The sequence below is a fragment of the Citrobacter sp. L55 genome (assembly GCF_002850715.1).
In the GTDB taxonomy this organism is placed as follows: Bacteria; Pseudomonadota; Gammaproteobacteria; order Enterobacterales; family Enterobacteriaceae; genus Citrobacter; species Citrobacter braakii.
The window spans coordinates 125,242-147,560 of record NZ_KZ559403.1; the positions used below are offsets into that span (position 1 = coordinate 125,242).

Consider the following 22,319-nt stretch of genomic DNA (forward strand, 5'->3'; position numbering starts at 1 on the left):
GATTACTGGCCTTTGCGCACCAGATAGCGGTACGGCAGAGAGTCGGTCTCTTTTGCCACCAGCTCATGCTCCATAAAGGTACAGAAGCCAGGAATGTCACGGGTTGTCGCCGGATCGTCGGCGACAATCAGCAGCGTTTCACCCGCTTGCATGCCGCGCACGGTTTTACGCACCATCATTACGGGTTCCGGGCAGCGCAGCCCCTGGGCATCAAGAGTATGGTCGGGAGAGGTAAACAGATCGCTCATCGTAGTCTCGTTCATTCAAAAACGGCGTTATTTTACGCTCTGTTGTGGCGTAAGCCAATCAGGTTAACGATTGCGTGAAAAACAACCATTGCAATGTGCTCTTAAAGCAGTATCATGCGACGGTTTTTTATTGGGTTCCCTCACCCCATCCAACAAAAAGGTCACAATATGACTCCGTTTACACAATCTCAACGCGTAAAAGCGTTGTTTTGGCTATCGCTATTTCATCTGCTGGTGATCACCTCCAGCAACTATCTGGTGCAGCTACCGATCTCCATTTTTGGTTTCCATACCACATGGGGCGCTTTCAGCTTTCCGTTTATTTTCCTCGCGACCGATCTGACCGTGCGTATTTTTGGCGCTCCGTTGGCACGACGTATCATCTTTGCGGTAATGATCCCCGCGCTGCTGATCTCCTATGTCGTTTCATCACTGTTCTATATGGGATCGTGGCAGGGATTCGGCGCACTGCTGCACTTTAATCTGTTTGTCGCCCGTATCGCCGCCGCCAGCTTTATGGCTTACGCGCTGGGTCAAATTCTGGATGTGCATGTCTTTAACCGCCTGCGTCAGAACCGTCGCTGGTGGCTGGCGCCAACGGCTTCCACGCTGTTTGGCAACATCAGCGATACGTTAGCCTTCTTCTTTATCGCTTTCTGGCGCAGCCCAGATGCCTTTATGGCCGAGCACTGGATGGAAATCGCGCTGGTTGACTACTGCTTCAAAGTGCTGATCAGCATTATTTTCTTCCTGCCGATGTACGGCGTGCTGCTGAATATGTTACTGAAAAGGCTGGCAGATAAATCCGAAATCGCTGCATTGCAGACGAGTTAAAGGTTCATTTTCCGAGTTGTGATAAGATGGACGAATGAGCCGTTATGGCCGTTTATCGAAAGGAAGAAGTCAATGCGCAATCTGGTTAAATATGTCGGTATTGGCCTGCTGGTTATGGGGCTTGCGGCCTGTGATAATAGCGATACAAAAGCGCCAGCAGAGGGTGCTGCCGCAGAAAGTAGCGCCACCGGACACCCGGTCAGCTTGCTGGACGGTAAACTCAGTTTTTCCCTGCCAGCGGATATGACCGATCAGAGCGGCAAACTGGGCACCCAGGCGAACAATATGCACGTTTATTCTGACGCAACCGGCCAGAAAGCGGTGATTGTGATTGTTGGCGACAATACCAACGAAGACCTGGCTGTGCTGGCAAAACGCCTGGAAGATCAGCAGCGTAGCCGCGACCCGCAGTTGCAGGTCGTCACCAATAAATCTATTGAGCTGAAAGGCCACACGCTGCAGCAGTTAGACAGCATCATCTCGGCCAAAGGCCAGACCGCTTACTCTTCCGTGGTGTTGGGTAAAGTCGATAACCAACTGCTGACTCTGCAAATCACGCTGCCTGCTGACGATCAGCAAAAAGCGCAGACTACCGCAGAAAACATCATTAACACGCTGGTTATCCAGTAACGGTTAAGACGATGACTCGGCCTCCGGTGACACCACCTGAGGCCGTTTTTTTAATCGCCAGGTCAGCAATAACGCCACCGCCACCAGCCCTGCCGCCGCCAGATAGATAACCGGCACGCCCGCCCAGGTCATGACCAGCCCAGCCAGCGGCCCCGTAACTCCCAGTGATAAATCCATAAACACCGTATACGTCGCCAGCGCAGCGCCCTGATTTTGCTGCGGGACGGCTTTTACCGCCACCACGCCCAGCGCCGGGAACACCAGCGAAAACCCTGCACCGGCCAGCAGGACGCCGCTTTTCGCCATCCACGGCATGGAAGCCATCCCGACCAGCAGCAACCCAACAATCTCGACGCTAAAGCAGATCATCGCCACATTTAGTCCACCTAAACGGTTGATACCATTTGGGAATAACAGGCGGGTCCCCACAAACGTGCAGCTAAAAAGCGTCAGCGCGAAAGCGGCGCCGTCCCAGCCTTTGGCATCATAAAACAGGGTAATGAAAGTGGCGATCACGCCAAATCCGGCTGAGGCCAGGGCCAGCGCCATGCCGTACAACCAGACACGCCCAAGCACCGCGCGAAACGGCAATGGTTTGCCTTTGCTGGCCTTCACCGCCGGACGAGGGAGCGCCAGCAGTATTGCCAACAGCGCCACGCCCATCACGGTCAGCGCCAGTCCCTGTAAGCCACCCCAGGCATAAAACAGAACGCCCAGCGGAGCGCCTATCGCCATCGCGCCATAGGTCACGATGCCGTTCCACGAAATCACCCGTCCGATATGCATTGAACCAACGACCCCAACCCCCCACAGCGTAGAGCCAGTCCCGGCAAAGCTTTGCCCGATCCCTAGAATCACGCGCCCCAGGCATAACAGCAGCAGGCTGGCCAGCGGCCAGCCATTCGTGAAGCCCGCCAGGAAGTAGCCCAGACCACTTAAAAAACAGCCACACAGTCCGAATACCACAATCTTCTTTGGCCCCAGCAGGTCGGCATAGCGACCGGCATGTGGACGGCTCAGCAGCGTAGCGAAATATTGCAGGCTGATGACCAGCCCTGCCCAAAAAGCGCTAAATCCCATCACATCATGGACATAGCCTGGCAATACAGCGAGCGGCAGACCAATGGTCAGGTAGCTGGCGAAGTTAAACATCACCACAGAGACAATACGCAGATTAAGGCGTAAACCGCTAAGCGTCGGTTCAGCGACGGGTTCGGGCATGGAGGATCACCACGTTTTCACAACAGTGTTTCATTTCTACCATGTTGCCGGGCAGAAATCAGTAGTCAGTTTCGGAATATCAGTCGCAAGCCAGCCGCTACACTTAATGCAAAAACGCAAACAGGAAGACGACATGACAACCGCCCAGCCCGATAAAACGGGTTTGCACATTCTGCTCAAACTGGCCGCTCTGGTGGTGATCCTCGCGGGTATTCATGCCGCGGCGGATATCATCGTACAGCTTCTGCTGGCCCTTTTTTTTGCCATTGTATTGAATCCGCTGGTCACCTGGTTTATTCGCCGGGGTGTACGTCGGCCAGTCGCGATAACGTTAGTCGTGGTGGTGATGCTGATCGTTCTTACGGCGTTAATCGGCGTTCTGGCGTCATCCATTACTGAATTCATGGCCATGCTGCCAAAATACAACAAGGAGCTGACGCGCAAGGTTCTGTATCTGCAAGAGATGGTACCTTTTCTGAATCTGCATATGTCCCCGGAGCGCATGCTGCAACGTATGGACTCCGACAAGCTGATGACCTTCACAACCACGCTGATGACAAGTCTTTCCGGTGCCATGGCCAGCGTCGTTCTGCTGGTGATGACGGTGGTCTTTATGTTGTTTGAGGTGCGTCATGTCCCCTATAAGCTGCGCTTTGCGCTGAACAACCCCCAAATCCATATTGCGGGGCTGCATCGGGCGCTGAAAGGTGTTTCTCACTATCTGGCGCTGAAAACGTTGCTCAGCTTATGGACCGGTGCCATCGTCTGGCTGGGGCTGGCGCTAATGGGTATTCAGTTTGCTCTGATGTGGGGTGTGCTGGCATTCCTGCTAAACTACGTGCCCAACATTGGCTCGGTCATTTCCGCCGTTCCACCCATGATCCAGGCGCTGCTGTTCAACGGCGTTTACGAATGCGTGCTGGTTGGGGCGCTGTTTCTGGTGGTGCATATGGTAATTGGCAACATCCTTGAGCCCCGCATTATGGGGCACCGGCTGGGATTATCGACGCTAATCGTGTTTCTCTCTCTGTTGGTGTGGGGATGGCTGCTTGGACCGGTAGGTATGCTGCTTTCCGTGCCGTTAACCAGCGTGTGTAAAATCTGGATGGAAACCACCACAGGCGGTAGCAAACTGGCAATTTTGCTGGGACCCGGCAGGCCCAAAAGTCGGCTACCCTGAAAACTACCAACCGAGGTAGTTATTATATTTCCATATTGACGTTAAAATGACGTCAACACAGCTATATACAGTGGCTTATCTTAAATAAAGAGTGAAAAGGAATTCATTCTTTTATAAAGGAAATATATAATCCACATGCATTATTCTTTGCCAAAAAACATAAAAGTAATGAACACATCCAAAGCATTTAACTTAAACTATCCACTTAGATTTAAAGGTTATTTTATTTGATACGTTTTCTCTAAAAATCTATACTTCTCGCCGATGATGATGCTGAAAAGTTTCTGTTGAAGAAAGTGATAGAATATTATCATCCGGTCATCTCATTGCCTCGCTATCAACAGAGTGAAATAAAGCGCTAATTTAGTTTAAATAAAATTGCAGGTGATAAAGGGTGCATCATGATTCCGGAGCTTATAAGTTAACATGTATAAACGGTACTTTGAGAGGGAGTTTTAATGAAACAGTATATTAAGTGGTTTGCAGCCATTGCCGTTGTCGGTGCACTGGCGGGTTGTGCACGTACTGCGCCGATTGATCAAGTTCACACCAGTGTGAGCGCGGGACATACTCAGGACCAGGTTAAAACCGCGATCCTAAAAGCCGGTATTCAACGCCAATGGGTCATGTCCGAAGCCGGACCAGGTATTATTAAAGCTCGCCAACAAACCCGCGATCATGTGGCTGAAGTCCGTATCACTTATACCGCCACCAGCTATGACATCAAATATGACAGCAGCCTCAACCTGCAGGCTTCTGGTGGAAAGATTCACAAAAACTACAACCGCTGGGTACGCAATCTGGATAAAGACATCCAGCTTAATCTGTCAGCCGGCGCCAATCTGTAATTACGCCTAAAGTCGGGCCGAAAAGGCCCGATACTCTTACTATCTGCCATTTAACAGGTTGTCCCCACATGTACGAACAGGATTCGCTTAGCGCACTGGATGCCATTACTGAAGCACAACGTATCGCCTTTGCCCCTATGCTATTTCAAACCGCGTTGTGTCTGCGAAATGCTGGAGTACTCACCTGGCTGGACAAGCAAGGTAAACGCGGCGCCACGCTCGACGAGATTACCGAAAACAGCACCATCAACGAATATGCCGCCAGCATCCTGTTGGATATGGGGTTAAGTGGGCGCATCATTACCCACAAAGAGGGATATTATTACCTCGCTAAAGTCGGTCATTTTCTTTTACATGACACGATGACGCGTGTGAATATGGACTTCACCCAGGATGTTTGTTATCAGGGGCTGTTCTATCTGGAAAATGCACTGAAAGAAGGAAAACCCGCAGGGTTAAAAACTTTTGGCGACTGGTCAACAATCTATCCTGCACTATCACAATTACCGCTGGCTGCGCGTGAAAGTTGGTTTGCTTTCGATCATTACTATTCAGATGGAGCATTTGATGCCGCATTGCCATATGTATTCGCCAGCGCCCCTGCAACCCTGTACGATGTCGGCGGAAATACCGGGAAATGGGCATTACGTTGTTGTCAACATGATGACAATATTACTGTCACCCTATTAGATTTGCCGCAACAAATTGCACTTGCCCGCGAAAATATAGAAAATGCAGGATTATCTCATCGCATAAATTTCCATGCTGTGGATATGCTTAGCGACTCGCCTTTACCTGCCGGCGCTGATATCTGGTGGATGAGTCAATTTCTGGCTGTTTTTCTCCGGAACAAATTATCGCTATGCTGCGCAACGTTGCCCGGGTGATGAAACCGGGCGCGAAGCTGTTCATTATGGAACTGTTTTGGGATGCCCAAAAATTTGAAGCGGCCTCATTTAGCCTGAATGCGTCTTCGCTTTATTTTACCTGTATGGCGAATGGCAACAGCCGTTTCTACAGCGTAGAGAGGTTTTATCACTATCTGAATCTGGCAGGTTTTCAGGTAGATGAACGCCACGACAACTTAGGTGTTGGGCATACTTTATTGATATGTCAGAAGAAAAAATAAGAAACAATCGGAACAACCGATTTACCGCGGATACGCGTTGATGAAATTTGCTTTCAACATTATAGACTGGCAGGCCAGGGCGCCAGGGTTAAGCGAAACAGAACAGTGGCATGAATGGTCACGGCTTTCGCACGCCATCGATCCCACTGCGCCATTGGCTAAGCTCAACGAGTTACCGATGATGACGGCTCGCCGCCTCAGTTCCGGCAGCAAACTGGCCGTCGATTGTGGGCTGGCGATGCTACGCCGCCATGATATCAATGCTGTTTTGTATACAAGCCGCCATGGTGAACTGGAGCGTAACTACAGGATCCTGCACGCCCTGGCGACTGGGCAGGCACTCTCACCAACCGATTTTGCCCTCTCTGTACATAACTCTGCTGTGGGTAACCTGACGATCGCTGCGAAAAAACCGATTGCCTCCTCCTCGCTTTCTGCTGGCAGGGATACGTTCCAGCAAGGGCTATGTGAAGTCATCGGGCTGTTGCAGGCGGGATATCAGCGCGTATTGATGGTCGATTTCGACGGTTTTCTGCCCGAGTTTTATCACCCACAGTTACCACCTGACATGCCAACATGGCCGTTTGCCGTCGCGCTGGTCATTGAATCCGGTGATAGCTGGCAATGTGAAACCCGTCCGCACTGCGGGCGGGGTGAGACAACGTTGCCGCAAAGCCTATTGTTTTTACAACATTACTTGCAAGATACCAAGGCGTTTACCCTGTCTGGCGAACGCGTACAATGGCAGTGGAGTCAGGGATGAACACGATGCTCCTGCGGCTTAACCGGGTATGGCGACTGGTGATGACCGGTCTTTGCTTTGCCCTGTTTGGCCTCGGCGGACTCCTTCTTTCTACGTTCTGGTTTAACGTCTTGCTGATCGCGATATGGGATAAAGCCCGACGTCGGCGTATCGCCAGACGCAGCATCGCCGCCAGTTTTCGCCTCTTTTTAACGGTGGCGAAACGGCTTGGTGTGTTGGACTACCAAATTGAAGGACGAGATATTTTACGCAATGAACAAGGATGCCTGGTCGTCGCCAACCACCCGACGCTCATCGATTACGTGCTACTGGCATCGGTAATGCCCGAAACCGACTGTCTGGTGAAAAGTGCACTACTAAAAAATCCGTTCCTCAGCGGCGTGGTCCGGGCGGCAGATTATCTGATTAACAGCCAGGTTGACGCGCTATTGCCCGCGTGCCAGCAACGTCTGGAACAAGGCGATACTATTTTAATTTTCCCCGAGGGAACCCGTACACGCCCCGGAGAGGAAATGACGTTACAGCGTGGTGCGGCGAATATCGCCGTGCGCTGCAGCAGTGATTTACGCATAGTGACCATTAAATGCAGTGAACAAATGCTGAACAAAGAAAGCCAATGGTACGACGTCCCATCGGTAAAACCCATGTTTACCATTTCAGTACACGAGCGGGTTAAGATCGACCAATTTTACGACGCAAATTCACAAGAACCGGCGCTGGCCGCAAGGCAGTTGAACCGGCATCTTTTGCTTCAATTACAACCAGGTACTTTACCTCTTTCAGGAATTAATGATGCAAGCGCTTTATCTTGAAATCAAAAATCTCATTATAACGACATTGAATCTCGACGAACTAACAGCTGACGATATTGAAACCGAAGCGGCACTCTTTGGCGATGGCTTAGGCCTGGACTCAATCGATGCCCTGGAGCTGGGTCTGGCGGTGAAAAACGAGTATGGCGTGGTCCTCTCAGCGGAGAGCGAAGAAATGCGTCAGCACTTCTTCTCCGTCGCCACGCTGGCATCTTTCATTCACGCGCAACGTGCCTGAGGATAGTCCGTTATGACCGAACAAAAAGCCATTTACGAAGAAGTCTCCTCACTGCTGGTCAAGCTGTTTGAAGTTGACCCGCAAGATATTAAGCCTGAGGCGCGCCTGTACGAAGATCTGGAACTCGACAGCATCGACGCAGTCGACATGATCGTGCATCTTCAAAAGAAAACCGGTAAGAAAATCAAGCCGGAAGAGTTCAAAGCAGTACGCACCGTACAAGATGTCGTCGATGCGGTTGAACGCCTTCTCATAGAAGCGTAATTCACCGTGTCAGGCACTCGCTCCCTGCCAGTCGTACAACTGCTGACAGGTCTACTGTTGTTGGCCTGGCCGTTTTTGATCTGGTTTGGCCTGGCGCATAACAGTCTGCACTGGTTGCTGCCGTTAATGGCGCTACTCTTTTTTTTACGCTTTCGCCAGGTCCGGCGACAGGCGGGACCGTTGCGCGTCGTGACACAGGTAGTGGTGATCGCGGGTATCACCTTATGCATTGCCAGTTATCTGCTCAAAACGCACCAGCTGCTGCTGTTTTATCCCGTAGTGGTAAACGCCGTCATGCTGTCGGTTTTTGGTGGTTCTCTGTGGTCAGCGATGCCCATCGTTGAACGTCTGGCGCGGCTGCGCGAACCAAATCTGCCCGAAGCAGGCGTGCGCTACACGTACCTTGTGACACTAATCTGGTGCGCCTTTTTCATCATCAATGGCAGCGTTGCGCTCTTTACTGCATTGAATGGCGATATGACCCTGTGGACGACCTGGAACGGTATGGTTTCCTATCTGCTGATGGGGACATTGATGGTAGGCGAGTGGTTAGTTCGCCAACTGGTGATAAAGCGAGATACCCAATGAAGCAGCCCCTCACACTTGCTCAATGGCTCTGTGCCCCACGACCGGACGACATTCCTGTTGCGTGGCAAGAAGATCATACGTGGACACTTGGCCATCTGCGCCATGATGTGGCCCAGTTGATAACGCAACTGCAGCAGCAGGAAGGTGAACGCTGGGCATTATGCTTCGAGAACAGCTATTTATTCATCGTCGCGTTGCTGGCAACGCTCCATGCTGGCAAAACACCGGTGATCCCGGGACATTGTCGCGTCTCGTTGTTAAACGAGCAGCACTTGCTGTTTGATGGCGTACTGAGCGATAAAGCGCTGGACTGGCAGGGAACGCTGCGAGTGGTCAGCTCTGCCATGACATCTGTGGCCCACGACATCACGTTCCCGATAATACGCAGTGACGCCTTTGTGGAGCTATTCACTTCCGGTTCGACCGGCCAGCCGAAACGCGTAATCAAACCGATTGCTCGTCTGGATAGCGAAGCAGCATTGCTCGCTACGCGTTTTGCTGATCGTCTGGCAGGTTGCCGGGTCGTCGCGTCAGTGGTACCGCAACACCTGTATGGTCTGACGTTTCGTATCTTCTTGCCGATGGCTTTAGGCCTCCCGCTGCATGCGGCGATGCTTTGGTATGCCGAACAACTGGCGGCACTGAGCCCTGATCATCGGTATGCGTTTATCAGCAGTCCGGCGTTTCTGAAACGCCTCGACCACCACCTGACACCGCCGCCAATCGAGTTGATTCTTTCCGCGGGCGGCATGCTGTCTTGGCAGGACGTCAAGCAGGCTGCTGACTGGCTGAATGTCTGGCCCGATGAGATCTACGGCAGCACTGAAACCGGAATCCTCGCGTGGCGCTATCGCCATCAGGATGATGTGACATGGCTGCCTTTTCCCGGAGTCAGATTCCAGTCAGAAGACGACGCGTTTCGTGTGTTTTCACCACTAATTGCAGCTGATGATGGCCTGTTACTCGATGATATTCTTCAGTTTATCGAAAACGGACAGTTCCGCCTGATGGGCAGACGCGGGCGGGTGGTCAAGATTGAAGAGAAACGCATTTCACTCAGCGAAGTGGAGCAACGTTTACTGGCACTGGACGGTATCCGTGAAGTCGCAGCATTGCCCGTCTCACGCGGAGGACGTCAGGGCGTTGGTGTCCTGCTGGTACTGGATGACGAAGCCCGGCAACGCTGGCTTGAGTGCGGTGGTAAACCGCAAGAACTGACCTGGCGACGTTCGCTGCTGCCCTGGCTGGAGCCGGTCGCTGTTCCCCGCTACTGGCGGGTGATTGATGAGATTCCGGTCAACAGTATGAACAAGCGTGTCTATGCGCAATTACAGGAGTTATTTCATGAAACCCCATGAAATCGAGCGCCATCAGGCACTGCCTCATCAGGCTGAGATTGTTTTACAACTCGACCCTTCTCTGTTTTGGTTCAGCGGGCATTTTAGCGTGCAGCCACTGCTGCCGGGCGTTGCACAGCTAAACTGGGCGATGGATTACGCCACCACGCTGCTGGTCCCTGGCTGGCGTTTTCACAGTATTCAAAACGTGAAGTTCCAGTCACCGCTATTGCCAGAGGCCACCGTCACCCTGAGTCTGAGCTGGCAGGAAGCGCGTCAGATGCTCACTTTTAGCTACCAGCGCCACGACGGTGACGTGCGCCATACCGCCAGCAGCGGGAAGATTCGGTTATGCCGCTGACCTTTTCCCCATGCGTGTTGATCCCCTGCTACAACCACGGCGCGATGATGTCGGACGTGTTGGATCGTCTTCGGCCGTTCAATCTCCCCTGCATTGTGGTGGACGATGGCAGCGACGAGACTACACGAGATGAACTGGCACGCCTGGCGACAGAATACAGCAATCTGACGTTAATTCGCCTGCCCATCAACGCAGGAAAAGGCGCGGCGGTTATTCGCGGAATGCAGACGGCAGCAGATGCCGGGTTCAGTCATGCAGTGCAGGTCGATGCCGACGGGCAACATGCCATTGAAGATATTCCCAGGCTGCTTGCATTGGCAAAAGAACATCCGACAGCACTGATTTCCGGACAACCGATTTACGATGATTCGGTCCCTCGCTCGCGCCTGTACGGTCGTTGGGTAACCCATATCTGGGTGTGGATAGAAACGCTCTCGTTGCAGCTCAAAGACAGTATGTGCGGCTTCCGGGTGTATCCGGTGGCCCCCACGCTGCAACTGGCACAGCGTGTAACGCTTGGCAAACGGATGGATTTTGATACTGAAGTGATGGTGCGCCTCTACTGGCAAGGCAACACCAGCTATTTTATCCCCACGCGAGTCACCTATCCGCAGGACGGGCTATCCCATTTCGACGCGCTTAAAGACAATCTGCACATTTCATTGATGCACACTCGCCTGTTCTTTGGCATGTTGCCGCGCATCCCCTCCCTGCTGTGTCGTCGTTCATCGACACACTGGGCGCAGCAGCAGGAAGTCAAAGGGTTGTGGGGAATGCGTCTGATGCTGCTGGTCTGGCATGTACTGGGTCGCAAAGCCTTCTCCCTGCTGCTGTATCCGGTCGTCGGCGTATACTGGCTCAGCGCTTCAACTGCCCGAAAAGCCTCTCAACGCTGGATTAGCCGCGTAAGAGCGCAACTGATCACACGCCGGATGCCAGTACCGCCAAACCTGACCAGTTATCAGCATTTCCTGCGTTTTGGCGGCGCGATGCTGGATAAGATTGCCAGTTGGCGCGGTGAACTGCACTTCGGTCGCGATGTGATTTTTGCACCAGGCGCAGAAAAAACGCTAAATGTCAGCGATCCTCGGGGAAAACTGCTGCTGGCTTCACATCTTGGCGATGTCGAAGCCTGTCGGGCACTGGCCCAGCTACAGGGCAGTAAAACAATCAATGCGCTGGTATTTAGCGATAACGCCCAACGCTTTAAACAGATCATGCAAGAGATGGCGCCGCAGGCTGGATTAAATCTGCTCCCGGTGAACAGTATTGGTCCAGATACTGCCATTCTGCTCAAAGAGAAACTGGAGCGCGGTGAATGGGTAGCCATCGTAGGCGATCGCATCGCAGTCAATCCCCAACGCGGCGGCGAGTGGCGTGTGTGCTGGAGCCGCTTTATGGGGCAAAACGCGCCATTCCCTCAGGGCCCGTTTATTCTTGCGTCTATTTTACGCTGCCCTGTAGATCTGATTTTTGCCCTGCGCCAGCAGGAGAAACTCCACATCTACTGCGAACCGTTTGCCGACCCGCTGCTCTTACCGCGCGCCACACGACAACAGGCATTACAGAATACTGTCGATCGCTACGCCGAACGCCTTGAGCACTATGCGCTTCAGTCGCCCCTCGACTGGTTTAACTTTTTCGATTTCTGGCAACTGCCGGACACCAATGACAAGGAGTAAAGGGTGCTTAACGATCCCCGTTTTACGGCTGAAGTCGAGCTAACTATTCCGTTTCACGACGTCGATATGATGGGCGTAGCGTGGCATGGTAACTACTTCCGTTACTTCGAGATTGCCCGTGAGGCACTGCTGAACCAATTCGATTATGGCTATCGGCAGATGAAAGAATCTGGCTATCTGTGGCCCGTGGTCGACACTCGGGTGAAGTATCGCAATGCGCTGACTTTCGAGCAGCATATCCGTGTACGCGCCCAAATTAAAGAGTACGAAAATCGCCTGCGAATCGGCTACGAAATTTTTGATGCCGAAACAGGTAAACGTGCTACAACAGGCTACACCATCCAGGTCGCCGTCGACGAAAAAAGCCGTGAACTGTGCTTTGTCAGCCCGGATATTCTGTTTGAACGGATGGGAGTGACACCATGAAATTATGGCCATTGCTCGTGCTGCTCGTCAGCCCTTTCGTCAGTGCCCTGACGCTCGACTCCCTACAACAACGTTTTACCGAGCAACCGGTGGTTCGCGCCCACTTCGATCAAACCCGGACGATAAAGGATCTACCACAACCGCTGCGATCTCAGGGCAAGATGTTGATCGCCCGCGACAAGGGGTTGCTGTGGGATCAAACGTCCCCGTTCCCGATGCAGCTGCTGCTGGATGACAAACGGATGGTTCAGGCAATTAACGGTCAACCACCGCAGACCGTTACCGCTGAGAATAACCCGCAAATGTTCCAGTTTAATCATCTGCTGCGGGCGTTATTCCAGGCGGATCGTAAAGTGCTGGAACAAAACTTCCGCGTGGAGTTCGCAGACTTAGGAGAAGGTCGCTGGACGCTACGCCTGACGCCAATCACCACACCGCTGGATAAGATTTTTGCGACGATTGATTTAGCAGGAAAGACCTACCTGGAGAGCATTCAGCTCAATGATAAACAGGGCGATCGCACCGATATCGCGCTTTCCCAACACCAACTAACGCCAGCGCAACTGACCGATGACGAACGCCAACGCTTTGCCGCCCAGTAAACGTCCCGCGTTGTTATGGGGAGTCATCAGCCTGCTTCTGCTGGGCATCTTTCTGACGCTGCTACCTCAGGCCCGCCTTAACAGCAGCGTGCTGGCCATGTTGCCAAAGCAGACGCTGGGCGCTATACCTCCGGGTCTGAACGAGGGATTTATGCAGCGCCTTGACCGTCAGGTGGTCTGGCTGGTGAGTCCCGGTAAGCAACCGGACCCAGCGATAGCCCGGGACTGGCTGGCTTTACTGCAAAAATCGCACGCGCTAGCCCAGGTAAAAGGTCCAATGGATGCCGACAGCCAGCAGGCCTGGGGGGCATTCTTCTGGCAACATCGTAACGGCCTGATAGATAACGAGACCCGCGCCCGGCTGCAAAACGGCGGCGAAGCGCAGGGCCAGTGGATCCTGTCCCAACTTTACTCCGCATTCTCCGGCGTCAGTGGCAAAGAGCTACAAAACGATCCCTTCATGCTGATGCGTGGCTCGCAGCTGGCCATGGTCAAAACTGGGCAGCGTCTGCGCCTGATGGACGGCTGGCTGGTCACCCAGGATGAGCAAGGCAACTATTGGTATCTGTTACATGGCGAACTGACCGGTTCATCGTTTGATATGCAACAGACGCACCAATTGGTCACCACGTTGAATACGCTGGAAGGTGAGCTCAAAGCCCACTATCCACAGGCTCAACTGCTGTCTCGCGGGACGCTGTTCTATAGCGATTACGCCAGCCAGCAGGCGAAAAAAGATATCTCTACTCTCGGCATAGCCACTGTGCTCGGGGTGATCCTGCTCATCGTGGCTGTATTTCGTTCGCTGCGTCCGCTGCTGCTGTGCCTGATTTCGATTGGCATTGGCGCGCTGGCGGGGACCGTCGTCACGCTGCTGATTTTTGGCGAGCTCCATCTGATGACGCTGGTGATGAGCATGAGCATCATCGGTATTTCCGCCGACTATACGCTCTACTATTTGACCGAACGAATGGTGCACGGTGCGGAAACATCGCCATGGCAAAGCCTTGCCAAAGTGCGCAATGCCCTGCTCCTGGCGCTACTCACCACCGTAGCGGCTTATCTGATTATGATGCTGGCCCCCTTCCCCGGTATTCGCCAGATGGCGGTATTCGCGGCGGTAGGTCTGAGCGCCTCCTGCCTGACGGTCATTTTCTGGCACCCGTGGTTGTGTCGTCGGTTGCCGGTACGCCCGGTGCCGGCAATGGTACTCATGCTACGCTGGCTTGCTGCATGGCGACGCAATAAAAAACTCTCCGTTGGCCTGCCGCTGGCACTGGCGTTGTTCTCGCTGGCAGGAATAGCGACGCTGCGCGTAGATGATGATATCTCCCAGTTACAGGCGTTGCCGCAGGAAATTCTCGCTCAGGAAAAAGCGATTACCGCCCTGACCGGGCAAAGCGTCGACCAGAAGTGGTTTGTGGTGTACGGCAAATCCGCTCAGCAAACGCTGGAGCGGCTGGAAACCTTTACCCCCGCGCTGGAACAGGCAAAAAAAGACGGATTACTCAGCGGATATCGCACTATTCCGCTCAATTCACTCGCCCGGCAACACCAGGATCTCTCTCTGCTAAAAGATGCTTCTCCCGCCATCACGAAAGCCCTAAACAACGCCGGGCTGGCAACGGTGAACCCCGATCTTAGCGCCATGCCTGTAACCGTCGATGCCTGGCTTGCCAGCCCAGCCAGTGAAGGCTGGCGCTTGCTATGGCTGTCTCTGGCTGATGGCGAAAGCAGCGTATTGGTTCCCGTTGAAGGGGTGAAACAAAGTGATGCTTTAAATACGCTCAGCGTGAAATATTCCGGCGTGGCGTGGGTGGATCGCAAGAGCAGCTTTGACAACCTGTTTGCCCTTTATCGCCATATTCTGACCGGCCTGCTGTGCATTGCGCTGGCGGTGATTGCCTGTGGCGCCATCATTCGGCTTGGCTGGCGTAAGGGCTTAATTAGCCTGGTGCCCTCAGTGCTGTCTTTAGGTTGTGGTCTGGCAGTACTGGCCCTGAGCGGTCATGCGCTCAACTTGTTCTCGCTGCTGGCACTGGTGCTGGTACTGGGAATTGGCATTAACTACACGCTGTTTTTCAGTAATCCACGCGGTACGCCACTGACGTCGCTGCTGGCTATCACGCTGGCGATGATGACCACGCTCCTGACGCTCGGCATGCTGGTCTTTAGTGCCACTCAGGCAATCAGCAGTTTTGGCATTGTGCTAGTAAGCGGTATTTTCACCGCATTTTTGCTGTCACCGCTGGCGATGCCAACGAAAAGAGAGAAGAAAAAACGATGAGTAAACCGATATTTCGTTGGTTGAGTGGGCTTTTGCAGAATGGCGGCATTGCCTTATCCGATCTACGTCAGCACACCATTTGTAGACCGGATAAGCGCAGCGCCATCCGACGGGGCCTGCTCGTCGCCACGTTGCTGCTGGCAGGTTGCAGCCACTCACAGCCGGAACAGAAAGGCCGCCCGCAAGCCTGGTTAGAGCCGGGTATTCGTGTAACGCTACCTGCTCCGGGGATTTCTCCCGCGGTGAATTCGCAACAACTACTAACCGGTAGTTTTAACGGCAAAACTCAGTCACTGTTGGTCATGCTCAATGCTGATGACAAGAAAATCACACTTGCCGGGCTGTCATCAGTCGGCATTCGCCTGTTCCTCGTGACTTACGATGAAAAAGGACTGCACACCGAGCAATCGATCATCGTTCCACAATTGCCGCCAGCCAGCCAGGTGCTGGCTGACGTGATGCTTAGCCATTGGCCGATTAGCACCTGGCAACCGCAATTACCCACAGGCTGGACGCTCGTCGATACGGGTGATAAGCGTGAGCTGCGCAATGCACGCGGCAAAGTGGTCACGGAAATCACGTATCTGAATCGAAGAGGAAAACGCGAACCGATCAGCATTGAGCAGCACGTTTTTAAATACCACATCACCATTCAATATCTGGGTGACTGAGATGATCTACATTTCTGCCGTTGGCATGATTAACGCGTTGGGCAATAACACTGATGAAATCGCAGCCAACCTCACTCGTGGCATAGCGCCGGGAATGCGCCCGCGCACGGGTTGGCTGCAAGGACACCCATCCGCCGTGTTAGCAGGCGTTGACGGTGAGTTACCCGCTATTCCTCAGCACTTTAGCGCTCATCGTTCGCGCAACAACCAGCTATTGCTGGCAGCACTGATGCAAATCCAGCCGCAGGTGGACGACGCTATCGCCCGATTTGGTCGCGATCGTATTGCTGTTGTTCTCGGCACCAGCACCTCCGGCCTGGATGAGGGTGACGTTCACGTTGATTTGATGCTCAACGGCAAAGAGAGCACTGACTGGCGCTATCCGCAACAGGAACTGGGCGATCCGTCGCGTTTTCTTAGCCACTGGCTGGCGCTGGATGGCCCGGCCTTTACGCTCTCAACCGCCTGCTCGTCCAGTGCAAGGGCTATTATGAGCGGACGTCGTTTGATCGAATCTGGTCTGGTCGATATCGCCATTGTCGGCGGTGCGGATACGCTAAGCCGAATGCCAATCAACGGATTCCACAGTCTGGAATCACTCTCCCCAACGCTGTGTCAGCCGTTTGGCCGCGACCGTTGTGGGATCACCATTGGCGAAGGCGCCGCCTTGATGGTATTAACCCGCGAGCCACAGCCTATCGCGCTCCTTGGCGTCGGCGAATCCAGCGACGCGTACCATATTTCGGCTCCCCATCCACAGGGGGAAGGTGCCATTCGCGCCATCGACCAGGCACTTAACGACGCAGGAATGACGCCGGAACACGTGGGCTATATCAATCTGCACGGTACCGCCACACCGCTAAACGATCAGATTGAGTCCAACGTCGTGAGCGCGCTATTTGGCGAAACGGTCCCGTGCAGTTCAACCAAACACCTGACCGGGCACACACTGGGCGCCGCGGGGATCACCGAAGCAGCTATCGGTGTGTTGATTCTGCAACGCGACCTGCCGCTACCACCGCAGGATTTTAGCCAGTCACCACGCGATGAAACATTGCCAGCCTGCGGCATCATTGAACAGCCACAGCCGCTGACTCGCCCGGTTATCTTGTCTAATTCGTTTGCCTTCGGCGGTAATAATGCCAGCATCCTGCTCGGGAGAATCTCATGAGCCACTATTTATCACCGGGCGACTATTTGCCGCATGATGCGCCGATGCTGCTCCTTGAAGAGGTCGTCAGTGTGGCGGACGAAACCGCCATCTGCCACGTGACGGTATCAGCAAACAGCGTACTGGCCCCTTTCCTCGACCCCGATGGCAATCTACCTGGCTGGTTCGCACTGGAACTGATGGCGCAGACCATTGGCGTCTGGTCTGGCTGGCACCGCCAGCAACAAGGTCAGGCGAGTATTACGTTAGGCATGGTGCTGGGCTCACGTGAATTAGTCTGTGCCACAGGTGTTCTGCCTGCCGGGAAGAAGCTGAGCATCCATGTCAAATTGCTGATGCAGGATGCACGATTCGGTAGCTTTGAATGTGCCATCCAGGCAGACAACGAGACGTTGGCAACCGGTCGCGTCAACACCTTCCAGCCGACATCAGAAGAAATTAACACGCTATTTCAACAAGGAGCGTCCACATGAGCCGTTCAGTTTTAGTTACGGGTGCCAGCAAAGGTATCGGTCGCGCCATCGCCAGACAACTGGCCGCGGACGGTTTTGTGGTCGGCGTACACTATCATCGCGATATGCAAGGAGCACAAGAAACGCTGGATTCTATCCTCGCCGCTGGCGGCGCAGGGCGCCTGTTGACATTTGATGTTGCCAATCGCGAGCAGTGCCGTGAAATACTGTCGCAAGATATTGAGGCAAACGGCGCATGGTACGGCATTGTTAGCAACGCTGGGGTCACTCGTGATGCCGCTTTCCCTGCGCTCAGTGATAACGACTGGGATGCGGTGATCCATACCAACCTCGACAGCTTTTACAACGTCATTCATCCGTGCATTATGCCGATGATCAGCGCACGCAAGGGGGGCCGTATCATCACACTGTCTTCGGTTTCGGGCGTGATGGGCAACCGCGGTCAGGTCAATTACAGTGCGGCAAAAGCCGGAATTATTGGTGCCACTAAAGCGCTGGCCATCGAACTGGCAAAACGCAAAATTACCGTAAACTGCATTGCACCGGGACTCATTGATACCGGGATGATCGAGATGGAAGAAGCCGCATTGAAAGAGGCGATGTCGATGATCCCCATGAAACGGATAGGTCAGGCTGAAGAAGTGGCCGGGCTTGCCAGTTATTTAATGTCGGATGTGGCGGGCTATGTAACTCGCCAGGTGATTTCCATCAATGGAGGGATGTTATGACACGTCGTGTCGTGATTACAGGCATGGGCGGCGTCACCGCCTTTGGGGAAAACTGGCAGGCTGTCTCCGCCAGGTTATTGGCATATGAAAATGCGGTACGCAAAATGCCGGAGTGGCAGGTTTATGACGGGCTGCACACACTGCTGGGAGCGCCGATCGACGACTTCACTCTACCGGAACACTATACCCGCAAGCGAATTCGCGCCATGGGTCGCGTATCGCTGATGTCCACCCGCGCAACAGAGCTGGCGCTTGAGCAGGCCGGGCTGATTGGCGATCGGGTACTGACTAACGGTGAAACCGGGATCGCTTATGGTTCATCAACCGGTAGTACCGGTCCAGTGAGCGAGTTCGCGACCATGCTGACCGAGAAGCATACTAATAACATCACCGGCACGACCTACGTGCAAATGATGCCGCACACCACTGCCGTTAACACTGGATTATTTTTTGGTCTTCGGGGGCGAGTCATTCCGACATCCAGCGCCTGCACATCCGGTAGCCAGGCAATTGGTTACGCATGGGAAGCCATTCGGCACGGTTATCAAACAGTGATGGTCGCCGGCGGTGCAGAAGAACTGTGTCCTTCCGAAGCTGCCGTGTTTGATACACTGTTCGCTACCAGCCAGCGCAACGACGAGCCGAAAACCACCCCCTCCCCGTTCGATGAAAAACGCGATGGTCTGGTCATCGGAGAAGGCGCAGGTACGCTGGTGCTGGAAGAGCTGGAACACGCTAAAGCGCGCGGAGCAACGATTTATGGTGAAATCGTTAGCTTTGCCACTAACTGCGATGCTGCCCATATCACCCAGCCACAGCGCGAAACAATGCAGATTTGCATGGAAAAATCGCTGAATATGGCCGGTATTAGCGCCCGCGATATCGGATATATTTCAGCGCACGGTACCGCAACCGATCGCGGTGATATTGCAGAAAGTCAGGCAACCGCTGCAATTTATGGTGATAATGTGCCGCTATCCTCGCTTAAAAGCTATTTTGGACATACCCTTGGCGCTTGTGGCGCACTAGAGGCCTGGATGAGTCTGCAAATGATGCGAGAAGGCTGGTTTGCGCCTACGCTAAATTTGAGTCAGCCAGATGCTAATTGTGGAGCGCTGGATTACATTATGGGTAAAGCCCGCAAGATTGATTGCGAATTTTTGCAGAGCAATAACTTTGCGTTTGGCGGCATAAATACTTCTATCATCATTAAACGTTGGCCCTGATATGTACCGGATCGTTCTTGGGAAAGTTTCTGTTTTAAGCGCTGGCACACTGCCTGCCGCATTGCGTGAGCAGGCCCCGCAAGGCGCTCGTCGTGCGCGCTGGCTGGCAGGTCGCGTGCTGCTTTCCCATACTCTTTCGCCATTACCGGACATCGTCTACAGCGAGCAAGGAAAACCGGCCTTTTCCGCCGACACACCGCTGTGGTTCAATCTCAGCCACAGCGGTGATGATATTGCCCTGCTGCTCAGCGACGAAGGGGAAGTCGGCTGTGATATTGAAGTCGTTCGCCCGCGCGATAACTGGCAGACGCTGGCAAATACGGTGTTCAGTCTCAGGGAACATGCCGAAGTTGAGGCCGAACGCCCGGAGCAACAGCTGGCGGCGTTCTGGCGCATCTGGACGCGTAAAGAAGCTATCGTGAAACAGCGTGGCGGCAGCGCCTGGCAAATTGTCAGTGTCGACAGCACCGCGCTAACCTCCTCACTCTCAGTCAGCCAGTGCCAGCTCGATACCCTGAGCCTGGCGGTGTGTACGCCCACGCCGTTTACTCTGACCGCCGACGCCGTGCAGCGTCTGGAAGCCTTAGCGTAAATTTTCCGGGAAGTTTTCCGGCAATTCATTGGCCGCACAGGCAATAACGCTGTCATTATTCGCCCCACAGTCACGCACGAAGGTGATGGTCGCAAACTCGTCAATCACCTCAGTTGGATATGCCGGACCCGCATCGCGATATGACATCATCAGCGGAATATGGTCATTCTGGAAACAGACCGTTTTTTGCGGATGGTTAATCACCCAGCGTGGGAAAAAGATGGTGCCGTGAAAGAGTTTGTCGCCCAGATTCACGCTCAGGCTGACGTCGGTCCCGGTCGGTTCGGTCCATGAAATTTTATAAACACTCTCGCCAACCCGCACAATGTACGCCCGCTGATCTTTCACCCAACGATTCCCCACAATGCCGCTGTGAATACGGTAATCCAGAGTGGTGTCGTTTTTCACGTAGATCTCGTAATTCCAGCCATTATCGTAGGTATAGACCAGATGTTTGCCGACAAAGCCGCTCAAATCATGTTTATCAAAAGTGCTCATATTCGTTCTCCTCTTACTTGATGCGAGGATCTTACCGCTTCAAAAATTGGATGAATAACGCTATGTTTACATCATATTCATTCAATTTTTAGATGAGTTATGCACAAGACAACGCTGGAGCAATGGGCCTTACTGGAGAAAGTCGTGGAGCTGGGCAGCTTTGCTAAAGCTGCGGAAGAGACCAACCGTAGCCAGTCTTCGGTGAGTTACAATCTGGCGCTACTGCAGGAGCGGCTTGGCGTGACGCTGCTGACGCCGGAAGGTCGCAGGGCGGTATTAACCCCTGCGGGAGAGCTACTGCTGGGCCAGGTCAAACCGTTACTGAAGGCCTTTTTATGGGTGGAAACCCGGGCAGCAACGTTGCAAAACGGCACGCGAACGCGGCTGGATTTCATGGTAGATAGCATCTTCCCACGCAAACGCCTGTTCGCGATCCTCAAGCAGTTTCAGCAGGCGTGGCCGCAGACGCAGGTACGTTTGACCGAAGTACTGGAGAATGGTGACGATCGACTGGCGGCGCATGCCGATGCGGACGTGATGGTCCTGACCCGACGCCAGGATATCACCGGACGCGGCGAATGGCTGATGAATATTGACTTCGTGGCCGTTGCCCACCGCGATCACCCGCTCTGCATGTTGGATGCGCCGCTGGATGAAGACGCGTTACGCGCGTGGCCGCTGATTCGCATTGCCGATCGCGACAACCCTCAGCAAGCGGTGCGCGATGCCTGGACCTTCTCGACCATTGATGCCGCGATTGAGGCGGTGATGTATCAGGTCGGTTATGGCTGGTTGCCTGAGGAGCGAATTCAGCAGCAGCTTGAGCAGGGGCTATTACGACCGCTGCCGTTAAGCCATGGCGCTCGCCGTGCCACCCCGCTGCATCTGATCGTCAAAGACACGCTCGCGCCGCTGGATGAACAGGTAACAACCCTGCTGCGTTTATTGCGAGAGCATTAACCTTTTCCCCGGATGCCGGACGTGTGTTACAAAATACGCTATTCCCCTTACTCCCTGTGCGCCCACGCGCCACATGAAAGGTTAATTGCAGATGCAACGAGTCACCATTACCCTCGATGACGATTTACTGGAAACGCTCGACAGCCTGAGCCAGCGCCGTGGCTATAACAACCGTTCCGAAGCGATCCGCGATATTCTGCGCGGCGCACTGGCGCAGGAAACTACCCAGGAGCACGGCACTCAGGGATTCGCAGTGCTCTCGTATGTTTATGAGCATGAGAAGCGTGACCTGGCGAGCCGTATTGTTTCCACCCAACATCACCACCACGATTTATCAGTCGCCACGCTGCACGTGCACATCAACCATGACGACTGTCTGGAAATCGCTGTGCTAAAAGGTGACATGGGTGATGTGCAGCATTTTGCCGATGACGTGATTTCCCAGCGCGGCGTGCGCCACGGTCATCTGCAGTGCCTGCCGAAAGAAGAGTAATTGCTTGTTTTGTTGCCCGGCCTACATTCATTCCCGTTTGTAGGCCAGGTAAGGCGC

Annotated in this window: 26 protein-coding genes and 1 pseudogene; 24 read left to right on the plus strand and 3 right to left on the minus strand. The window is 53.7% G+C overall.

Annotated features, from left to right (window positions below; translation table 11 throughout):
* Positions 1-2 precede the first annotated feature (2 nt).
* Positions 3-248 (minus strand): sulfurtransferase TusA, encoded by a 246-nt coding sequence (tusA, locus tag B9P82_RS12395; RefSeq protein ID WP_003827551.1) that lies wholly within the window; start codon positions 246-248, stop codon positions 3-5.
* Between the two features lie 168 nt (positions 249-416).
* On the opposite strand from tusA, the gene B9P82_RS12400 reads away from it, so the two are divergent.
* Both B9P82_RS12400 and B9P82_RS12405 read left to right on the plus strand, forming a co-directional pair.
* On the plus strand, positions 417-1,082 hold the full coding sequence (locus B9P82_RS12400) for a 7-cyano-7-deazaguanine/7-aminomethyl-7-deazaguanine transporter (protein WP_016154846.1): 666 nt from the start codon (positions 417-419) through the stop codon (positions 1,080-1,082).
* Positions 1,083-1,154: 72 nt separating this feature from the next.
* Positions 1,155-1,712 carry a DcrB family lipoprotein gene (locus B9P82_RS12405; protein ID WP_101700403.1) on the plus strand — a complete coding sequence of 186 codons (558 nt, stop codon included), beginning with the start codon at positions 1,155-1,157 and terminating at the stop codon, positions 1,710-1,712.
* Positions 1,713-1,715: 3 nt separating this feature from the next.
* Here B9P82_RS12405 and B9P82_RS12410 read toward each other — a convergent pair whose 3' ends face one another.
* A complete protein-coding gene (locus tag B9P82_RS12410) occupies positions 1,716-2,933 on the minus strand; it encodes an MFS transporter (protein WP_047358184.1) in 1,218 nt (405 codons plus the stop codon).
* Between the two features lie 133 nt (positions 2,934-3,066).
* Here B9P82_RS12410 and B9P82_RS12415 point away from each other — a divergent pair, with 133 nt between their 5' ends.
* The 20 genes and pseudogenes from B9P82_RS12415 to acpT all read left to right on the plus strand — a co-directional run bounded on the left by B9P82_RS12415 (position 3,067) and on the right by acpT (position 20,311).
* On the plus strand, positions 3,067-4,113 hold the full coding sequence (locus B9P82_RS12415) for an AI-2E family transporter (RefSeq protein WP_101700404.1): 1,047 nt from the start codon (positions 3,067-3,069) through the stop codon (positions 4,111-4,113).
* 470 nt (positions 4,114-4,583) lie between these two features.
* Positions 4,584-4,961, plus strand: coding sequence for a hypothetical protein (locus tag B9P82_RS12420; RefSeq protein ID WP_029139728.1), 378 nt, complete (start codon positions 4,584-4,586; stop codon positions 4,959-4,961).
* A 68-nt stretch (positions 4,962-5,029) separates the two neighbouring features.
* Positions 5,030-6,090, plus strand: a pseudogene (locus tag B9P82_RS12425) (class I SAM-dependent methyltransferase).
* A gap of 40 nt (positions 6,091-6,130) precedes the next feature.
* Complete coding sequence (locus tag B9P82_RS12430) at positions 6,131-6,853, plus strand: beta-ketoacyl synthase chain length factor (protein WP_019078117.1); 723 nt, start codon at positions 6,131-6,133, stop codon at positions 6,851-6,853.
* On the plus strand, positions 6,832-7,665 hold the full coding sequence (locus B9P82_RS12435) for a lysophospholipid acyltransferase family protein (protein WP_170975113.1): 834 nt from the start codon (positions 6,832-6,834) through the stop codon (positions 7,663-7,665). The genes B9P82_RS12430 and B9P82_RS12435 overlap by 22 nt, the downstream gene beginning before the upstream one ends.
* A complete protein-coding gene (locus B9P82_RS12440; protein ID WP_016154854.1) occupies positions 7,646-7,903 on the plus strand; it encodes a phosphopantetheine-binding protein in 258 nt (85 codons plus the stop codon). The genes B9P82_RS12435 and B9P82_RS12440 overlap by 20 nt, the downstream gene beginning before the upstream one ends.
* A gap of 12 nt (positions 7,904-7,915) precedes the next feature.
* Positions 7,916-8,167 (plus strand): acyl carrier protein, encoded by a 252-nt coding sequence (locus tag B9P82_RS12445; RefSeq protein ID WP_016154855.1) that lies wholly within the window; start codon positions 7,916-7,918, stop codon positions 8,165-8,167.
* A 6-nt stretch (positions 8,168-8,173) separates the two neighbouring features.
* Positions 8,174-8,755 carry a COG4648 family protein gene (locus B9P82_RS12450; RefSeq protein WP_101700405.1) on the plus strand — a complete coding sequence of 194 codons (582 nt, stop codon included), beginning with the start codon at positions 8,174-8,176 and terminating at the stop codon, positions 8,753-8,755.
* Positions 8,752-10,113, plus strand: a complete 1,362-nt coding sequence (locus tag B9P82_RS12455; protein WP_016154857.1) for an AMP-binding protein — start codon at positions 8,752-8,754, stop codon at positions 10,111-10,113. The genes B9P82_RS12450 and B9P82_RS12455 overlap by 4 nt, the downstream gene beginning before the upstream one ends.
* Positions 10,100-10,453 carry an ApeI family dehydratase gene (locus B9P82_RS12460; protein WP_016157672.1) on the plus strand — a complete coding sequence of 118 codons (354 nt, stop codon included), beginning with the start codon at positions 10,100-10,102 and terminating at the stop codon, positions 10,451-10,453. Before B9P82_RS12455 ends, B9P82_RS12460 begins: the two co-directional genes overlap by 14 nt.
* A complete protein-coding gene (locus B9P82_RS12465; RefSeq protein WP_101700406.1) occupies positions 10,444-12,135 on the plus strand; it encodes a glycosyltransferase family 2 protein in 1,692 nt (563 codons plus the stop codon). Before B9P82_RS12460 ends, B9P82_RS12465 begins: the two co-directional genes overlap by 10 nt.
* 3 nt (positions 12,136-12,138) lie before the next feature.
* Positions 12,139-12,561, plus strand: coding sequence for an acyl-CoA thioesterase (locus B9P82_RS12470; RefSeq protein ID WP_101700407.1), 423 nt, complete (start codon positions 12,139-12,141; stop codon positions 12,559-12,561).
* The gene (locus B9P82_RS12475; protein ID WP_019078114.1) at positions 12,558-13,163 is read left to right on the plus strand and encodes a LolA family protein; all 606 of its coding nucleotides are present in this window, start codon (positions 12,558-12,560) and stop codon (positions 13,161-13,163) included. Before B9P82_RS12470 ends, B9P82_RS12475 begins: the two co-directional genes overlap by 4 nt.
* Positions 13,132-15,450, plus strand: coding sequence for an MMPL family transporter (locus B9P82_RS12480; RefSeq protein ID WP_101700408.1), 2,319 nt, complete (start codon positions 13,132-13,134; stop codon positions 15,448-15,450). Before B9P82_RS12475 ends, B9P82_RS12480 begins: the two co-directional genes overlap by 32 nt.
* On the plus strand, positions 15,447-16,121 hold the full coding sequence (locus B9P82_RS12485; protein WP_077249789.1) for a DUF3261 domain-containing protein: 675 nt from the start codon (positions 15,447-15,449) through the stop codon (positions 16,119-16,121). The genes B9P82_RS12480 and B9P82_RS12485 overlap by 4 nt, the downstream gene beginning before the upstream one ends.
* Position 16,122: 1 nt before the next feature.
* Complete coding sequence (locus B9P82_RS12490; RefSeq protein ID WP_101700409.1) at positions 16,123-17,292, plus strand: beta-ketoacyl-[acyl-carrier-protein] synthase family protein; 1,170 nt, start codon at positions 16,123-16,125, stop codon at positions 17,290-17,292.
* A complete protein-coding gene (locus B9P82_RS12495; protein ID WP_101700410.1) occupies positions 17,289-17,765 on the plus strand; it encodes a hotdog family protein in 477 nt (158 codons plus the stop codon). The genes B9P82_RS12490 and B9P82_RS12495 overlap by 4 nt, the downstream gene beginning before the upstream one ends.
* Positions 17,762-18,493 carry a 3-ketoacyl-ACP reductase FabG2 gene (locus B9P82_RS12500; protein ID WP_101700411.1) on the plus strand — a complete coding sequence of 244 codons (732 nt, stop codon included), beginning with the start codon at positions 17,762-17,764 and terminating at the stop codon, positions 18,491-18,493. The genes B9P82_RS12495 and B9P82_RS12500 overlap by 4 nt, the downstream gene beginning before the upstream one ends.
* Positions 18,490-19,719, plus strand: a complete 1,230-nt coding sequence (locus tag B9P82_RS12505) for a beta-ketoacyl-ACP synthase (RefSeq protein WP_016157680.1) — start codon at positions 18,490-18,492, stop codon at positions 19,717-19,719. The genes B9P82_RS12500 and B9P82_RS12505 overlap by 4 nt, the downstream gene beginning before the upstream one ends.
* Before the next feature lies 1 nt (position 19,720).
* Positions 19,721-20,311 carry a 4'-phosphopantetheinyl transferase AcpT gene (gene acpT / locus B9P82_RS12510; RefSeq protein ID WP_046274499.1) on the plus strand — a complete coding sequence of 197 codons (591 nt, stop codon included), beginning with the start codon at positions 19,721-19,723 and terminating at the stop codon, positions 20,309-20,311.
* Here the strand turns inward: acpT and B9P82_RS12515 are convergent.
* Positions 20,303-20,809, minus strand: a complete 507-nt coding sequence (locus B9P82_RS12515) for a phenolic acid decarboxylase (protein WP_101700412.1) — start codon at positions 20,807-20,809, stop codon at positions 20,303-20,305. The two genes, acpT and B9P82_RS12515, sit on opposite strands and share 9 nt — an antisense overlap.
* Positions 20,810-20,908: 99 nt before the next feature.
* Between B9P82_RS12515 and B9P82_RS12520 the strand changes: the two genes are divergently transcribed.
* Both B9P82_RS12520 and nikR read left to right on the plus strand, forming a co-directional pair.
* On the plus strand, positions 20,909-21,769 hold the full coding sequence (locus B9P82_RS12520; RefSeq protein WP_101700413.1) for a LysR family transcriptional regulator: 861 nt from the start codon (positions 20,909-20,911) through the stop codon (positions 21,767-21,769).
* Positions 21,770-21,860: 91 nt separating this feature from the next.
* Complete coding sequence (gene nikR, locus B9P82_RS12530) at positions 21,861-22,262, plus strand: nickel-responsive transcriptional regulator NikR (RefSeq protein ID WP_005121550.1); 402 nt, start codon at positions 21,861-21,863, stop codon at positions 22,260-22,262.
* Positions 22,263-22,319: the final 57 nt, after the last annotated feature.

Coding starts and splice junctions, on each gene's coding strand:
- tusA (WP_003827551.1), bottom strand. CDS start 248: ATGAGCGATCTGTTTACCTCTCCCGACCATACTCTTGATGCCCAGGGG.
- B9P82_RS12400 (WP_016154846.1), top strand. CDS start 417: ATGACTCCGTTTACACAATCTCAACGCGTAAAAGCGTTGTTTTGGCTA.
- B9P82_RS12405 (WP_101700403.1), top strand. CDS start 1,155: ATGCGCAATCTGGTTAAATATGTCGGTATTGGCCTGCTGGTTATGGGG.
- B9P82_RS12410 (WP_047358184.1), bottom strand. CDS start 2,933: ATGCCCGAACCCGTCGCTGAACCGACGCTTAGCGGTTTACGCCTTAAT.
- B9P82_RS12415 (WP_101700404.1), top strand. CDS start 3,067: ATGACAACCGCCCAGCCCGATAAAACGGGTTTGCACATTCTGCTCAAA.
- B9P82_RS12430 (WP_019078117.1), top strand. CDS start 6,131: ATGAAATTTGCTTTCAACATTATAGACTGGCAGGCCAGGGCGCCAGGG.
- B9P82_RS12435 (WP_170975113.1), top strand. CDS start 6,832: ATGGCAGTGGAGTCAGGGATGAACACGATGCTCCTGCGGCTTAACCGG.
- B9P82_RS12440 (WP_016154854.1), top strand. CDS start 7,646: ATGCAAGCGCTTTATCTTGAAATCAAAAATCTCATTATAACGACATTG.
- B9P82_RS12445 (WP_016154855.1), top strand. CDS start 7,916: ATGACCGAACAAAAAGCCATTTACGAAGAAGTCTCCTCACTGCTGGTC.
- B9P82_RS12455 (WP_016154857.1), top strand. CDS start 8,752: ATGAAGCAGCCCCTCACACTTGCTCAATGGCTCTGTGCCCCACGACCG.
- B9P82_RS12460 (WP_016157672.1), top strand. CDS start 10,100: ATGAAACCCCATGAAATCGAGCGCCATCAGGCACTGCCTCATCAGGCT.
- B9P82_RS12465 (WP_101700406.1), top strand. CDS start 10,444: ATGCCGCTGACCTTTTCCCCATGCGTGTTGATCCCCTGCTACAACCAC.
- B9P82_RS12475 (WP_019078114.1), top strand. CDS start 12,558: ATGAAATTATGGCCATTGCTCGTGCTGCTCGTCAGCCCTTTCGTCAGT.
- B9P82_RS12480 (WP_101700408.1), top strand. CDS start 13,132: ATGACGAACGCCAACGCTTTGCCGCCCAGTAAACGTCCCGCGTTGTTA.
- B9P82_RS12485 (WP_077249789.1), top strand. CDS start 15,447: ATGAGTAAACCGATATTTCGTTGGTTGAGTGGGCTTTTGCAGAATGGC.
- B9P82_RS12490 (WP_101700409.1), top strand. CDS start 16,123: ATGATCTACATTTCTGCCGTTGGCATGATTAACGCGTTGGGCAATAAC.
- B9P82_RS12495 (WP_101700410.1), top strand. CDS start 17,289: ATGAGCCACTATTTATCACCGGGCGACTATTTGCCGCATGATGCGCCG.
- B9P82_RS12500 (WP_101700411.1), top strand. CDS start 17,762: ATGAGCCGTTCAGTTTTAGTTACGGGTGCCAGCAAAGGTATCGGTCGC.
- B9P82_RS12505 (WP_016157680.1), top strand. CDS start 18,490: ATGACACGTCGTGTCGTGATTACAGGCATGGGCGGCGTCACCGCCTTT.
- acpT (WP_046274499.1), top strand. CDS start 19,721: ATGTACCGGATCGTTCTTGGGAAAGTTTCTGTTTTAAGCGCTGGCACA.
- B9P82_RS12515 (WP_101700412.1), bottom strand. CDS start 20,809: ATGAGCACTTTTGATAAACATGATTTGAGCGGCTTTGTCGGCAAACAT.
- B9P82_RS12520 (WP_101700413.1), top strand. CDS start 20,909: ATGCACAAGACAACGCTGGAGCAATGGGCCTTACTGGAGAAAGTCGTG.
- nikR (WP_005121550.1), top strand. CDS start 21,861: ATGCAACGAGTCACCATTACCCTCGATGACGATTTACTGGAAACGCTC.